At 32.2% G+C, this 15,054-nt stretch carries 11 protein-coding genes; 8 read left to right on the forward strand and 3 right to left on the reverse strand.

The genetic code is table 11. From position 1 onward, the window contains the following. The first annotated feature begins 2 nt into the window (after positions 1–2). Genes ACR1PO_RS04020 through ACR1PO_RS04035 form a run of 4 tightly spaced genes read left to right on the forward strand, consistent with a single transcriptional unit; the run spans position 3 to position 4,597 of the window. On the forward strand, positions 3–2,093 hold the full coding sequence (locus tag ACR1PO_RS04020; protein ID WP_433985924.1) for an AAA family ATPase: 2,091 nt from the start codon (positions 3–5) through the stop codon (positions 2,091–2,093). Continuing rightward, positions 2,077–2,475 (forward strand): DndE family protein, encoded by a 399-nt coding sequence (locus ACR1PO_RS04025; protein ID WP_433985925.1) that lies wholly within the window; start codon positions 2,077–2,079, stop codon positions 2,473–2,475. Before ACR1PO_RS04020 ends, ACR1PO_RS04025 begins: the two co-directional genes overlap by 17 nt. Before the next feature lie 51 nt (positions 2,476–2,526). Then, positions 2,527–3,633 carry a hypothetical protein gene (locus ACR1PO_RS04030; protein WP_433985926.1) on the forward strand — a complete coding sequence of 369 codons (1,107 nt, stop codon included), beginning with the start codon at positions 2,527–2,529 and terminating at the stop codon, positions 3,631–3,633. After that, positions 3,623–4,597: a hypothetical protein gene (locus ACR1PO_RS04035; RefSeq protein ID WP_433985927.1), complete on the forward strand. Its 975-nt coding sequence runs from the start codon at positions 3,623–3,625 to the stop codon at positions 4,595–4,597. Before ACR1PO_RS04030 ends, ACR1PO_RS04035 begins: the two co-directional genes overlap by 11 nt. A gap of 51 nt (positions 4,598–4,648) precedes the next feature. Here ACR1PO_RS04035 and ACR1PO_RS04040 read toward each other — a convergent pair whose 3' ends face one another. From ACR1PO_RS04040 to ACR1PO_RS04050, 3 genes are all read right to left on the reverse strand, one after another. Further along, a complete protein-coding gene (locus tag ACR1PO_RS04040; RefSeq protein WP_433985928.1) occupies positions 4,649–5,590 on the reverse strand; it encodes an O-methyltransferase in 942 nt (313 codons plus the stop codon). 12 nt (positions 5,591–5,602) lie between these two features. Then, on the reverse strand, positions 5,603–6,985 hold the full coding sequence (locus tag ACR1PO_RS04045; protein WP_433985929.1) for an ATP-binding protein: 1,383 nt from the start codon (positions 6,983–6,985) through the stop codon (positions 5,603–5,605). A 382-nt stretch (positions 6,986–7,367) separates the two neighbouring features. Then, positions 7,368–7,778, reverse strand: a complete 411-nt coding sequence (locus ACR1PO_RS04050; RefSeq protein WP_433985930.1) for a helix-turn-helix domain-containing protein — start codon at positions 7,776–7,778, stop codon at positions 7,368–7,370. A 277-nt stretch (positions 7,779–8,055) separates the two neighbouring features. Here ACR1PO_RS04050 and ACR1PO_RS04055 point away from each other — a divergent pair, with 277 nt between their 5' ends. The 4 genes from ACR1PO_RS04055 (at position 8,056) to ACR1PO_RS04070 (ending at position 13,969) form a co-directional block, all read left to right on the forward strand. Then, a complete protein-coding gene (locus ACR1PO_RS04055; RefSeq protein ID WP_433985931.1) occupies positions 8,056–8,550 on the forward strand; it encodes a hypothetical protein in 495 nt (164 codons plus the stop codon). 467 nt (positions 8,551–9,017) lie between these two features. Continuing rightward, the gene (locus ACR1PO_RS04060; protein WP_433985932.1) at positions 9,018–11,654 is read left to right on the forward strand and encodes an McrB family protein; all 2,637 of its coding nucleotides are present in this window, start codon (positions 9,018–9,020) and stop codon (positions 11,652–11,654) included. Further along, entirely contained in the window at positions 11,654–12,889 is a 1,236-nt protein-coding gene (locus tag ACR1PO_RS04065; RefSeq protein WP_433985933.1) for an McrC family protein, read from the forward strand. The genes ACR1PO_RS04060 and ACR1PO_RS04065 overlap by 1 nt, the downstream gene beginning before the upstream one ends. A gap of 759 nt (positions 12,890–13,648) precedes the next feature. Next, positions 13,649–13,969, forward strand: coding sequence for a GIY-YIG nuclease family protein (locus ACR1PO_RS04070; protein WP_332387841.1), 321 nt, complete (start codon positions 13,649–13,651; stop codon positions 13,967–13,969). Positions 13,970–15,054: the final 1,085 nt, after the last annotated feature.

Raw genomic sequence — 15,054 nt, forward strand, 5'->3', positions numbered from 1 at the left:
TAATGAAAATTCATAAAATAAAACTCAATAATTTTAGAATATACAAAGGAGAAAATGAAATTAATTTATTTTCTCCTAAACCAACAAATAACATAAATATAATAGCTGGGAAAAACGGCTTTGGGAAAACTACTTTTCTAACTTCACTCATCTGGTGTTTTTATGGCAAGATGATGATAGAAGTCGAGGAAAAATATAAAAAAGATATTCGTAATGTAGGAGGTTATGATAACTTTTTAGTAACTCTTTTAAACCGTGATATTCAAGCCGAATTTGAAAGAGGAATAGAAATTAATCCTATATTTTCTGTTGAAATAGAACTACAAGATCTTTCTATTCCCTCAATGTCTTGTGAATCAATTTTAATTAAGAGAACCTATAATTTTCAACACAGACATGAGGAACTAACAATTTTTATTGATGGATCTGAAAATGAACTAACAAAAGAAGTTGGTCTAGAAATATTTATAAATGATTTTATTCTCCCCAGAGAAGTTGCAAAATTTTTCTTTTTTGATGCTGAAAAAATAGTAACCCTTGCAGAGGCAAAAACTAAATCAGAATTAAAAAGCCTTAGCCATGCTTATTCAGAAGTCTTAGGTATAAAAAAATATGAAGATTTAAAAAAGAATTTAGAAACTCTTTTGATAAAATTACGCCGAAATGGGGCACAGCCTTTGCAACAAGATAAGCTTCAGGAATTAATTAATAAAACGGAAGAATTACAATCTCTTATACAGCTTCATAAAGAAAAAAAGAATGATTTAGAAAAAGAAATATCATTGTATAGTAGCCAAAGTGAAGCATTACAGGATAAACTAATAAGAGAAGGTAATGGTATATCCGTTGAGGAATTAATTCAACTAAAAAAAGAACAAGATCATCTCAAAAAAGAGTCTGACGAAATCAAAGCACGTTTAAAAAAGATGCTGGATTTAGTACCTCTTGTATTGTCAGGTAAGAGAATCATTGAACTTGTTTCTCAATTAGAAAATGAGAGCTTAGCAAATTCTAATTTAAGCATTAACATTTTGGATAACCCCATTCTCAATAATATTGTTTTAAAAAAATTAGGAGATTTAGAGATTGATTTATTAAAGAGTAAACAGATTATTCAGCTTTTTCAAAACTCTCTAGAAGAATACACAATTAAAAATAATGAAAGTACTCCAGTTCTTTTAGACTATACTCCTGAACAGGCAAGAGCTATTAAGGCTGTTTTGGATAATATTAAAAATGGGTTTAATGTACAGTTTAAAAATATTGTTCGAGAAGAAAAAAATAACCGTATTTCATTATCCAGAATTTTTTACAAAATCAAGCAAGCAGAAGTTAGAAAGGATAATGCTGTAGCTAAAAAGCTTAGAGAAGATAAAACAAAAATTGACAACAGAATTTTACAATTAACTCAGGATAAAGGAGGACTTTTAGAAGAACTTAATTCTCTTGAGAAACAATTGGCAAATAATAATAAGATTATTTCTGAGCTTGAGAAAAATCTTAATTTTATTAAGGCTGATTTGGCTAAAGCTGAAGTAACTGAAAACTTAATTAGTAAAGTAAATACCATAATTCAAAGAATAAAAGAAGAGAAAAAATACTCTTTACAGAAATCCATATTATTAGGATTAAAAAAACTTATGCATAAAAACAATTTCATTAGAAATGTGCAAGTAAATGTACAAGAGGACATTATGGATATTGATTTATTAGATATTAATGATAAAATTATTGACAAAGAATCTCTATCTAAAGGAGAACAGCAACTGTATGCAACAGCACTATTAAAAGCTTTAGTCGATGAATCTGGTATTGCTTTTCCTATCTTTATTGATAGTCCTTTACAAAAGTTTGATAAATTCCATTCAGAGAACATTATTAGAGAATTTTATCCTGTAATTTCAGAGCAAGTAGTACTTTTTCCTTTGTTGGAAAAAGAGCTATCGGAAATAGAATACAGCTACCTTAAACCTTATCTTAATAAAGTATATATGATAGAAAATACTGAAAGTTCTTCATCTTTAAAAGAATATAGCAAAGATCAATTATTTAACGAATTTAGGAAAGATAAAAACTATGTTCACTCAAATTAAAACAAGTAAAAGTAATAAAGAGGTCGTTGCTCAATTAACACGTAAGTTAAATTTAGTTACGGAGAATATTATTGCCAGAATGGCATTTTCTTATTCCCTGTCTTTAGGTCATAAACTAGATTTAAATAATATTTCAGATTCTGGTGGAAAAGAATATTCTAGGAGTGTTTTATTTGGAGATTATGATGATATTTATATAGGACTCGTTTGTATTCACTATAATATATACAAAACAGATAAAGATCTTCCCAAATATATTAAACTGCATATTGATGATGGTTTAAAATTGATTAATGATGATTTTCAAAAAAATACTAATATTGATGGATTTGATTATTTAGTAGAAAAAATATCCGACTCAATGAATTTTTTTCTAATATAATCTTTACATAAAGTATTTGTATTATTACAACTAAATAAACTAATATTGACTATGAGTCATAGAAAACCAAAATTTGATATTATCTCTCTAAGTAAATTATTTTTAGACAGTAATAACCCCCGTTTACCAAAATCATTACAAGGTTCTGACGAAAAGCAAATTTTAGAATATATGCTATTGGACGCCTCATTAATTGAATTAATGTTGGCTATTGGAAAAAATGATTTCTTTCCAGGAGAACAACTTCTTGTAGTTAAAAATCAGCAATCAGATGATTATACTGTAATTGAAGGTAATAGAAGATTGTCTGCCGTTAAACTACTTAATAATCCTGCGCTGGTTACAGTACAAAAGTCTAAAGTTAAACAAGCAGTTGAGGAAGCAGAATACATTCCTACTGAAATACCATGCTTAATATTCGAAACACCTGAGGAAATCCATAATTACCTAGGTTACAGACACATTACAGGAATAAAAGAATGGAAACTTTTAGAAAAAGCACGTTATCTCTTTGAACTATGGAAAAGTCAATATGCTGATTTAGATCTTAATGAAGCTTCTAAAGAATTAGCTAAAAGTATTGGTAGTAGAAGAGATTATGTTAAAAGAATTCTTGTGGGTTATCAGGTTTTTGATCAGATACAGGACGAAGCATACTTCAAAATACCAGGTTTAGATGATACCACATTTTACTTCAATTATATTGCTGATAGCCTTAATAAACCTAATATAGCAGACTACTTAGGCTTAAATGTAAAAAATATAGATGATATAGAAGAAGTAAATATAGATGTAAATCATCTGGAAAACTGGACAAGATGGCTATTTGAAAAAAATACAGAAGGAAAAACTCGATTGATAGGTGATAGTGCAAGTTTAACGGCATTAAATTCGGTCTTAGGTGTAACTGCAGCAAAAGCAGCATTCATAGAAAAAGGAGTTTCACTTGAAAATGCATTGGAGTTAACAGGAGAAACTGAATCCCAATTAGTAAACTTCATTAATTTTGCACTTAATAACTTAGAGAATGCTGATAGATTAGTTGTTAAAGCAAATGTAAAATTCTATGAAGTTGCTGATCAAATAAAAGAAATACGCTCACTAGCTACGAAAATTGGTCGTACATTACAAGATAAAGAAGATGAGGATGAGCTTTAATAAAAAAATAGCCAATTTCTTTAAAGGTTTTTCTTTAGAAATGGGAACAGCGCCCACAAGAAACTTAATCTATCTTTATGCGGATTATATAGAATTAGTAAGTCTATTTTCAAATCAAAATTATGTTACAACTTCAGATATTTTAGATCGTTTTAAAGATGAAGAAATTATTAGACAACGAAAATCTGATGCGGATCAATCTGAAGCCAACGATGAAAACGAACGATTCGTTGATAGCATTTTTAGATTACTAATAGAAAGAAAACAAATATTCGGTGACGACTATCCTTTTAGAATAGATCATGTGGATAGGATAATTCTTAAAGAAGAAGCTAATATCACAGAGCGTAATAAAATCTATATATATTTATTATTATCATCTTCTCTTAATATATTTGCTGATTTCCAGCCAGAGTTAACAACAGAATTTGAGCTTCTATGTACAGAGGTGCTTCGTAATTTTTTACCTTCACACGCAATTGTTAAGTCTTTTGGGAAAAACTCAGATTATACAGGGACCGCTGTCCAGAAGATAGAAGCTCTCGCAAATGATATGAAAATAAGCATTCGTCAAGAGAATTTTAGTGAAATTTCCTCAAAAGGAACCCAGGAAAAAGGATTAGACCTTATAGGATGGATTCCATTTCATGATGGTGTTCCAAATTTTTTATCAATACTAGCTCAGTGTGCGTGTGGAAAAGAATGGTATAAAAAACAAGGAGAAACCTCAAGATATAATCACTATATGAATTTTCATAGATTAGATCCTGTTCATACAATGTTTATTCCGTATAGTCTAGTTAGTCAAAAACAGAGCTTTTTTAGTAGTACTGAAATAACAAATAAACTCATTTTTGAAAGAAAAAGAATTCTGAATTACTTAAATACCACAGTTTTTTTTAATGTATTTAACTCAAAATTACTTGTTGAAAAATGTATTGAATTTGAAGAAAAAATTATTTAATAAATATTTAGTAAGTACTTAATTTGATATTAAAATAAAGTATATTTCAAATTATATCCAAATTTCAAAATAATTGGGATAATACTTATAAGTTCTAAAGTAATTTTCTCTATGAATTTTTGGTACAATTTCTAATTCCTCAATAGTACTGAATGTTTCAACATCTGATGTTGGTAATTTTGCATTTAATAAATGAAATTCTTTATCTGTTATTATTGGACAAGATATACTATAAGGACGATTAGACTCTTGTATAAATTCAAGGTCATGAAATTTATAGTTTTGAAATTCAGTTTTATCATTTTCATTAAGAAAGATGCCTCCAAAAGTAAACATAGCTGCCCCATCTTCATAAGTAAATTCAAATAATGGATAAAAATCTATTTTTTCATCAGCAGGATACACAGAAAAAGCTTTAATAAGCTTATTATTAATTGCAGATGATAGTATTGTTTTTAAGGAGTTTGCACTATTCTTTATATGCATATCATTTAGGGTTATTTTGTTTAGAATATAATCGCTAAATTCCTTATTTAAATCATCAATATCTTTTTCATAGGTTCTCCTAAGTGTTATAATTAATACATTCCCACTTTTTGCATTTTGAGAAACAGTATCTATATCATTAATCATCCAACCCCTTAGTTCATCTTCATAGTCTAGCCAAACTATACTTTTTTTTGTTTCCCAATCAATTTCTGTCAATCCTTTTTCTGTTCTTTCAGGTATTATTTCAATACAGTCAAAAGGTTTATTATAATTGCATCTATTTACATTACTTTTTTTACCCTCAAAACTAAACATTTCATTTATTCCCAATGATTTATGAAACAATTTAAAATCTACAAAGAAAGCTGATCCCATTCCGATATATTGATAATCTGCAGCTTTTAAAGGAGAACAAATTTCTTTCAATACTTCTAAAATCATTTTTCTTTCTATTGATTTAGAAGGTCTTAGGTTATAATTAATCTTATCGTTACTACTAGCCATATTTCCTAATAATTAATTTATTTCATCTAAATCATTCATTTTAACAAAATAGTTGAAGGTTTCAATACCTATTGTTTTACCAGTTTTAGTATTCAAAAATTCAGCAACATTTTCAAATAATTTCCCATCAACTTGATATGAGATTCTTTTCATTGAAATTGAAGAATCTGTTGAGTTGGTTTCAGGATTAGGAAAATAAAAATTTTGAGTAAGATTTGATAAAATATCTTTTACATCTTTTTTTTCTGTATTATCAACTATATTTTTTCTATCATCATGACTATCAATTTCATTCAATTTTGATAACACTATTTTCATTGCTTCAATCATAAGCTCTCTTACTGATTTATATAATTTAGAATCAGAATCAATACCAATTTTAGTTGTTGTCATTGGTAATAATTTAGAGTCTTCAGCATTAAAAAAAACTAACCCTCTAAACATTGCAACTTTATTATGATATTTTTGGACTCCTGTATCACTAAAATAATTTTTTCCACCTTGCCAACCGGTTAAGTTTTCTTTATTTGCAGAAATCATCATTCTATCATTACAGTATATATACCATCCTGCATCATCTGGTGATGGTTCTCCTACTCCGGCAATAATATCAACAGAAATATCCCCGAATTTTCTGTTTATTGCGTACGGTTTAACCAAATCTGAATATAATAATAGAATTGGTCTTGGTTGAAGAGATATTTTATTTAAAAATATCTTTAACCCGTTCTCTAAGCTATAAGCAAGTGTTGTTTCTAAATCAACAATTAATTTTTTAATACTAACATTTGATCTAAATTCTTCTTTGACCTCTTCTCGAAGATGTTTTACACTTATGAAAGTCCCAAAAGTATTTTTATCTAATCTACTTTCAGACTGTTTTTCAATTAATTCAAAATCAAAATTCCAATCAATTATTTCAAACTTTTCATTCTCAGTAGTACTAACCTCAATAGTTTTATTCTTCCATTTGTCAACATCAATTTCTACTTTGAAATGGTCACCATTATGACATTTAGATTCTATATAGATTTGTTTACCTAACTTAAAAACAGCTCGTTTCATCCCAACTCCAAATCTGCCTATTGAGTTTTTAGCAAAATCGATTCCGTCAGGTCTTCCTATTCTTAATGCATAATCTTTTGCAACATCCAATGAAAAACCACCACAATTATCAGATATAATAAACTCATCTTCGTTAATAAATAATTCAATTTTATTATCAGAAAAATCATAATGTGATTCGGTTAGTGATTTTTGGCTTTTTGCAGCATCAATAGAATTATCAACTAAGTCAATTATAGCTTTATCTAGTGCAATATCCTTTGTAAGAAAATCAATGAAAAAATCTTTTGTTGGCTCTCCTTTAAAAAAAGTTTGTTTTTTTGATTCCATGTCGATGTATATCATTAAATAAATAATTGGTTATTTGTTTTTAAACAATAATAGATATTTTTTTTCAGAATATTACCTTTATAGTAAAATTACAATATAATGATTTCACATAAATACCTATTCTCAATCTAGTATGTTAATAAATATCATATATAATCCATCAAAAAAAATTCATATAACTCAATATATTATTCAAAATTATATCTCAAATTTATTCAAATAATGTCTTGTCTAATTTAAAAATGCATTTTTTACTAAAATTAATCCCAAAACAATAAGATGGTAAAATGTTAACACATAATGTATACCTTTTATGTTAAATGTAAATACTATAAAAAAGGTTCAGCATGTGCTGAACCTTTTTAGTATATCTTAAATTAAGTTATCCCTTCTCAATCAACCTCTCCAGCCTCACCATCATCTCATCCTTCTCCTTCAACATACGCTCGTAAAGAGCAATCTTCTCATCATGCAACTGAACTATTTTTTCAATAGGGTGAAAATTTATTGTACCATAGTTGAACGAATTACTGAAAGCATGTTCCCCAAACGTATTAGAAATAATATTCACCGCCTGCTCCTCATCAAAATTCTGAAACGCTTCCACCGGAATTTTCATTACTTCAGAAATTCTTTTCAGTAAAGGGTCTTCGATAATTTCTTTCTGTTCCAGCAGAGAAACTTTCTTCTGGTTCCAGTCGTCCCCAAGGTCAAAAGCCAGTGCTTCCTGCTTGATGCCCAGCATTTCCCTGAATCGTTTTACATTGCGCCCCTGATGTATTTTGTTTTCCATGATAAATCAACATTTATGAAGTTTTAAATATAGAAAAATATTTAGAAAAAACATGTCTAAAAAACGACATAAAAAGCTCTGGAAGCGCCCCTTCTCTTCTGTTTCACCATTTCCTTCTTTATACATTCTTTTTTTCTTCAAAAACCCATAAAGAACAAACCTCATTATCCGGTTTTCATTTTCTGATGAACATGGCCTTAAAATCTTACAACAGCGTGTTTTTCTATGTTTTATGATTCCTATATTTGATCATCATAACAATCAAAAACACAAGCGTATGGCACTAGACAATTTAATCAGTGTAAGCTTTTCAGAAAGCGATTTACAAACCATTGACAAAGCAATTCAGGATATCCAGACTGTCCTTACCGGGAAAACCATCAACCTTACCCCGGACCAGAGACAGCAATACGGTAGAATTGCAGAACAGAACAAGCTCTTCGTGAATAAAGCCAAAACCTATATGGAACAAAATGTTCAGTATGTTCCGGTTTTTCTTGATAAGACAGAATTCGACAGAGATTACATCGCCAGAGAGCAGATAGAACAAAGGCTGCAGCTGTTAGATTCCCTGGTAGAGCAACTTTCCGATACCAAAGTGTTACTGGATCACGATAATTATCATAACGCCATCAGTTTTTACCGGAGCATCAGATACCTCTCTAAAGAAAATGTACCCGGTACCAACGGGATCTACGAAGGGATGAAGCAGTTTTTTGCAGCAGGGCCAGCTTCAGAACAAACGGAGACCCCTCCAAACAATAATCAGTAAGAATACATACTTTTTCTGAGAGCACGTGAAAACGTGCTTTTTTTGTGGTTACCTGTTGATCATATTTTGGTTGGAGACCATGTTTTCCTCCCCTACCTCCTTCCTCAACCCCCTCCAGGCAGTACAGCAACGGTCTCTACCCTCTTTAGTAACGGTCTCTACCCCTTATATAAGTCCCGGTACACCCTTATGCAACCCCCTTTACCCCCTTACCCAACGGGTTACAGCCCCTTCATGAAGGGGGTGGAGACCGTTCATGAAGTCCCTTCAGGGGCTTGGTCAAGGGGTTAGAGGCACTTCTGAAGGGGCCTAAGGGTATTTCTGAGCAGTATTTGCGGGATTTTTAAAGAAAATTTACGTTTTCCCGTAAGCATAAGCTGTAAATTTTTATTATTATTGCTTCTTTTAATGAATAATCTGTTCTTTCGCTAAGAAAAACACATAAACTAAACACCCACGAAAACCAAATGTCAGTAATAGAAACAGCAACAAGTTATTTTGAACGCCTTATCCAATCCGATGAGTTTTATTTTCAAAAAGGAAAAGATGCATTAAAAAAATGGATGGATCTTTATTTATCCAATGAAGAACAGGCAGAACTGCAACATCTTTTAGAGGACTATACTGCTTTTGCTGAAATTAAAGAGGGACATCAATTCTTTCCGATAAAGGAAATTCTTTTTAGCATCATTTCTTATTGTGATATTCACGCCCGTGGCAAAGCTATTTACAATCAGTATGATGATAAAAGAGTATTGGCTAAAGCAGGAGTCAGAATGAAACCATGGGTCATCAATACTTTTAATTACAAGTATCACAAAAATGATGTAAATATCACCGTGAAAAATGCCTTAGATATGTTGGCCATGCCAGAAGATAATATCAATTCTATAGCATTAAGCCATAGGGAACTTATCTCCAGCCATTACCTGAATCATGCTTATAACCCAGACACTTTTGTTTCCGAGCTGAAAGAAAAATTCTCAGATCTTGACAGAACCAACAATCCGGAAAATCAAACATTATTAATAGCTGCCCATATCTATGATCAGAAAAAAGAATGGGATAAAAAACAATTGGATTTTAAAACCTTTATTGCCAATCTAAAAGAATATGCTGAGAAAAACCAGCTAGAGTACGGTTTTGGAGATCTTAAAGGAAATAATATATGGATCTTTGATAAGGAACAGTATTTTAATCATAAAAGAGCTCATTATGAAGTGATTATTAAAAAGGGAAGTATTTCCGTTGACCTGCATTTTGAAGACGATCATCAGAATGCCGAAATAATGAGAGCGTTATTAGGAACTCTTCCTTCCTTTCTGGAATGGAAAAAATGGCACTTCGGAAACTCTGTTTCTCACATTAAGAAATTTACACTCTCCGATGAAGACCTTGTAGAAAAGGTGGTAGAATGCTTAGATGAGCTTTATGATGCCACTTCAGAAAAGCTAATTGACACCATAAAAACAATGAAATCAGAACTTACTATGAATAATACAGTCCTCCATCCTCTTAATCAGATCTTATACGGGCCTCCAGGTACCGGTAAGACCTACAATACCATTAATAAAGCTATTCAGATCGCTAACCCTGATTTTGTGCTGTCTGATCATACCAGAAAGCAAATCAAGGATGAATATAAAAAGCTGGTAGATGAAGGAAGAATTGTGTTTACCACCTTCCATCAGAGCATGAGCTATGAGGATTTTATTGAAGGGATAAAACCCAGAATTGATGAAGATGAGGACGGCAATAAAAAGGTGATTTACGAGGTAGAAAGTGGTATTTTCAAAAGAATTGCTGATAAAGCCAGAAAACCAAGATTAAAAAGTGAAAACTCAACCAAGCCATATACTTTCGACGATGCATGGAGTGATCTTGTTCTGGATGTCAATACACACCTGGAAAATGAAAACCCACTTGTATTAACCATCCAGACTCCTGATTTAGGATTGAAAATAGTGGATGTTTCTGATAAAGGAAATCTAAATCTGAAACCCATCTATTCTGAAGATTCGAAGATTTATACGGTATCTTATTCCAGAGCTGAAAAACTACAGCAGGCATTTCCTGATCTGTCAATGATTAAGGATGTAAATAAAGAGTTCAGAGCAGTAATCGGAGGTTCCAATTCTACGGCTTATTGGTCTGTTTTAAACTATATCAATAATAAAATAAAAGAAAAATCTGTTACTGAAGTAAAAGAAGAAACTCTTCCTCCACTTCCTCACGTGCTTATCATTGATGAAATAAACCGTGGAAATGTGTCTCAAATCTTTGGAGAGCTCATTACGCTTATTGAAGAGGATAAACGCCAGGGCAATAATGAAGCTCTGGAGATCACTCTCCCATACAGCAAAAATAAATTCGGAGTTCCCTCCAATCTATATATTATCGGAACCATGAATACAGCAGACAGAAGTGTGGAAGCTTTGGATACAGCATTGAGAAGAAGATTTTCTTTTGAAGAAATGCCTCCTAAACCTGAGCTTCTGAATCCGTCAACAATGATAGAAAATCTTTTATGGGAATATAAAAACCATGAATGGACTGATGAAGAATATCTGGCTGAAGAAAATAAATTATTTTCTATTTTAGGTGTTTCTGAAGGTTTCAAGAAAGAAAAGGAAGATATCTGGGAACAGATGAAAGAGGATAAAAAAAATAATACGGTCAAAGAATCCGGATATTTTCAAAGGTTTGATTATGAAAGAACCGATTTTGAAAAATTATTGACTATCATAAACAATCGAATAGAAAAACTAATTGATAAAGACCACGCTATTGGGCATGCTTATTTTATGGGAAAAGACAATACAACCATTATAGATTCTTTTTATAAAAATATCATTCCTCTTTTACAGGAATATTTCTTCGGCGATTATGGTAAAATAGGATTGGTATTAGGGAAAGGATTTGTAAAGAAGAAAATTACCCAATCATCTGTTTTTGCAGCATTTGATGACTATGAAAGTGAGTATTCAGAAAGTGAATCCTATGAAATTATAGATTACAGAAAACCAAATCATAATTATAAAATTGGAGAAACTGACATGACTTTCTCAAAAGCAGTTCTTTTGTTAATAAATCACTCTATTTAATGAAACCAATAGAATCTATTGTTGTTTTTGAGCATGAAAAGCTCTATTTCACTGAAGAACACAAAAAACTAAAACTGGACCAAGCTTTAGAGAATTATTATGGAGATGGGACACCATTTTTTAGCCTTATAAAAAACGGAGTAAAATTTAATCAATACGTTGGCGTCATAAAGATCGGCCAAACAACCATTGAGATTCTTCCAAAAGCAGATCATAACAGCAAAGATGAATGGAGACAATTATTGTATGATATGATACGAACGGTATGGGGATTTGAAGTAAAAATCTCCAGCAGTACCACATTAAAATTGAAAAAAAATTCTATTCTGGATCTTTATTATGAACTGTACATAAAAGAGTTAGAGTACCTGCTTCACCGGGGACTTATCAAAAGATATAACAGGAAGGAGGGAAACCTACATGCGTTAAAAGGAGCTCTGCAGTTTTCAAAGCATATATCGCAGAATCTGGTTCATCATGAAAGATTCTATGTAAAGTATTCTCATTATGATGTGAATCATGAAATACATCGTATTCTATACAAAGCTCTGAAACTTATTGAACAGACTAATAGCAAGTCTGATCTAAAAAGCAGAATTGGGACGTTATTGTTGAATTTTCCCGAGATGAGTGATCTCAAAGTCACATATTCAACGTTTGAAAAGATCAACTTCGATCGAAAAAATCAACATTATGAAAAAGCTCTGCAGATCGCAAAGTTGCTTTTACTCAACTACCATCCTGATGTATCGAGAGGAAAAAATAATGTATTGGCTTTACTATTTGATATGAACCGTCTTTGGGAGCAGTTTGTATATATAGTATTAAAGAAAAATATAAAACATACTAATGTAAAAATAAGAGCCCAACAATCAAAGGAATTCTGGAGATCAGAAACCGCAGCCAGCAAAATGAAACCGGATATTGTTCTTGAAGTTAATGGTAACAGAATTGTTATGGATACGAAATGGAAAAATTTAAACGGAAGGTATCTTCCGTCACCCGAGGATCTGAGGCAGATGTATGCTTATCACCGGTATTTTAAAGCAACAAAAACAGCCCTGATATATCCGGGAGAAGAAAGTAAACTGATTAAGGGTGACTATTCAGCTATAGAAAATGATATGACAACGGATAAACTTACCTGTGGAATAGCTTTTATCTCAGCTCACAACGATATTAACCAATGGAAACGGAATATTGTATCATTTGTAAAAGATAATTTTTTCGCCTAGCATACCCACAACGTTTGTCATTCCGCAACGTTTGTCATTCCGCAGGAATCCGGACACAGAAAGTTTTTCTTAATGCGTGGTGATAATAACAGTTTAGATTCCTGCGGAATGACAAGGTGGGTGCTTACGTGTGAATGTGTAGTTTCTTATTTGCTCCAGGCATAATACAAACTGTTCGCCTAGCCTATCCACAACATTTGTCATTCCTCAGGAATCCGGACACAGAAGCTTTCTGATAATAAATAATGATAAAATAAGAGTCGAGATTCCTGCGGAATGACAAGGTGAGTGTGTATTTGTGCGTGCGTAGTTTCTTATCTGATTCAGGCATAATACAAACTGCTCGCCAAGCCTATCCACAACGTTTGTCATTCCGCAACGTTTGTCATTCCGTAGGAATCCAGACACAGAAAGTTTTTCTTAATGCGTGATGATAATGACAGTTTAGATTCCTGCGGAATGACAAGGTGGACGCGTATTTGTGCGTGCATAGTTTCTTATCTGATTCAGGCATAATATCAACCATTCGCCTAGCCTATCCACAACGTTTGTCATTCCGCAGGAATCCGGACACAGAAGCTTTCTGATAATAAATAATGATAAAATAACAGTTTAGATTCCTGCGGAATGACAAGGTGGGCGCATAAGTGTTGATGTATAGTCGCTTATTTGCTCCAGACATAAGTAATAGTAAAATAAGTGTTTAGATTATTGCAACACAAGTAGGATATTTTTGTAACTTTTGTAAAACAAACATAAATGATTAAGTTTTCAAAAGGAAGCCATACCTACTATATCTATATTCTTACCAATAAAAGCAGAAAAGTACTTTATACTGGTGTTACAGGGAACCTCCACAGGAGATTGTATCAACATAAAACAAAGTTAAATCCAGGTAGCTTCACCGCAAGATACAATCTTGAATTTCTAATTTATTACGAAAAATACGATTGGATTCATCATGCCATTGAAAGAGAAAAGGAAATTAAAAACTGGTCAAGAATTAAGAAACTTGAATTGATAAGGAGCACAAATCCTAATTTAGAATTTTTGAATTACTTGTTTGAGAATTGGCTTTGATACGGAATTCAAATGAATGACAAAATTGTATATCGTCAGATTAAGAAAGTCTTATTTGCTCCATACATAATACTAACTACTCACTTAGCCTATCCACAACGTTTGTCATTCCTCAGGAATCCGGACACAGAAGCTTTCTGATAATAAATAATGATAAAATAAGAGTCGAGATTCCTGCGGAATGACAAGGTGGGCGCTTATGTGTGAATGTGTAGTTTCTTATTTACTCCAGACATAATATCAACCATTCGCCTAGCCTATCCACAACGTTTGTCATTCCGCAGGAATCCGGACACAGAAAGTTTTTCTTAATGCGTGATGATAATAACAGTTTAGATTCCTACGGAATGACAAGGTGGGCGCGTATTTGTGCGTGCATAGTTCTTATCTGATTCAGGCATAATACAAACTGTTCGCCAAGCATACCCACAACGTTTGTCATTCCGCAGGAATCCGGACACAGAAGCTTTCTGATAATAAATAATGATAAAATAAGAGTCGAGATTCCTGCGGAATGACAAGGTGAGTGTGTATTTGTGCGTGCATAGTTCTTATCTGATTCAGGCATAATACAAACTGTTCGCCTAGCCTATCCACAACGTTTGTCATTCCGCAGGAATCCGGACACAGAAGCTTTCTGATAATAAATAATGATAAAATAAGAGTTTAGATTCCTACGGAATGATAAGGTGAGTGTGTATTTGTGCGTGCATAGTTTCTTATCTGATTCAGGCATAATACAAACTGTTCGCCAAGCATACCCACAACGTTTGTCATTCCGCAGGAATCCGGACACAGAAAGTTTTTCTTAATGCGTGGTGATAATGACAGTTTAGATTCCTACGGAATGACAAGGTGAGTGTGTATTTGTGCGTGCGTAGTTTCTTATTTGCTCCAGACATAATACAAACTGCTCGCCTAGCCTATCCACAACGTTTGTCATTCCGCAGGAATCCAGACACAGAAACTTTCTGATAATAAATAATGATAAAATAACAGTTTAGATTCCTGCGGAATGACAAGGTGAGTGTGTATTTGTGCGTGCGTAGTTTCTTATTTGCTCCAGGCATAGTTTCTTTTATAAA

Origin of the sequence: Chryseobacterium amylolyticum (assembly GCF_051011775.1) — a bacterium.
Lineage (GTDB): Bacteria > Bacteroidota > Bacteroidia > Flavobacteriales > Weeksellaceae > Chryseobacterium.

What these genes read in the sequence shown, in the direction of transcription:
- ACR1PO_RS04020 (WP_433985924.1), top strand. Translation starts at nt 3, where the DNA reads ATGAAAATTCATAAAATAAAACTCAATAATTTTAGAATATACAAAGGA.
- ACR1PO_RS04025 (WP_433985925.1), top strand. Translation starts at nt 2,077, where the DNA reads ATGTTCACTCAAATTAAAACAAGTAAAAGTAATAAAGAGGTCGTTGCT.
- ACR1PO_RS04030 (WP_433985926.1), top strand. Translation starts at nt 2,527, where the DNA reads ATGAGTCATAGAAAACCAAAATTTGATATTATCTCTCTAAGTAAATTA.
- ACR1PO_RS04035 (WP_433985927.1), top strand. Translation starts at nt 3,623, where the DNA reads ATGAGCTTTAATAAAAAAATAGCCAATTTCTTTAAAGGTTTTTCTTTA.
- ACR1PO_RS04040 (WP_433985928.1), bottom strand. Translation starts at nt 5,590, where the DNA reads ATGGCTAGTAGTAACGATAAGATTAATTATAACCTAAGACCTTCTAAA.
- ACR1PO_RS04045 (WP_433985929.1), bottom strand. Translation starts at nt 6,985, where the DNA reads ATGGAATCAAAAAAACAAACTTTTTTTAAAGGAGAGCCAACAAAAGAT.
- ACR1PO_RS04050 (WP_433985930.1), bottom strand. Translation starts at nt 7,778, where the DNA reads ATGGAAAACAAAATACATCAGGGGCGCAATGTAAAACGATTCAGGGAA.
- ACR1PO_RS04055 (WP_433985931.1), top strand. Translation starts at nt 8,056, where the DNA reads ATGGCACTAGACAATTTAATCAGTGTAAGCTTTTCAGAAAGCGATTTA.
- ACR1PO_RS04060 (WP_433985932.1), top strand. Translation starts at nt 9,018, where the DNA reads ATGTCAGTAATAGAAACAGCAACAAGTTATTTTGAACGCCTTATCCAA.
- ACR1PO_RS04065 (WP_433985933.1), top strand. Translation starts at nt 11,654, where the DNA reads ATGAAACCAATAGAATCTATTGTTGTTTTTGAGCATGAAAAGCTCTAT.
- ACR1PO_RS04070 (WP_332387841.1), top strand. Translation starts at nt 13,649, where the DNA reads ATGATTAAGTTTTCAAAAGGAAGCCATACCTACTATATCTATATTCTT.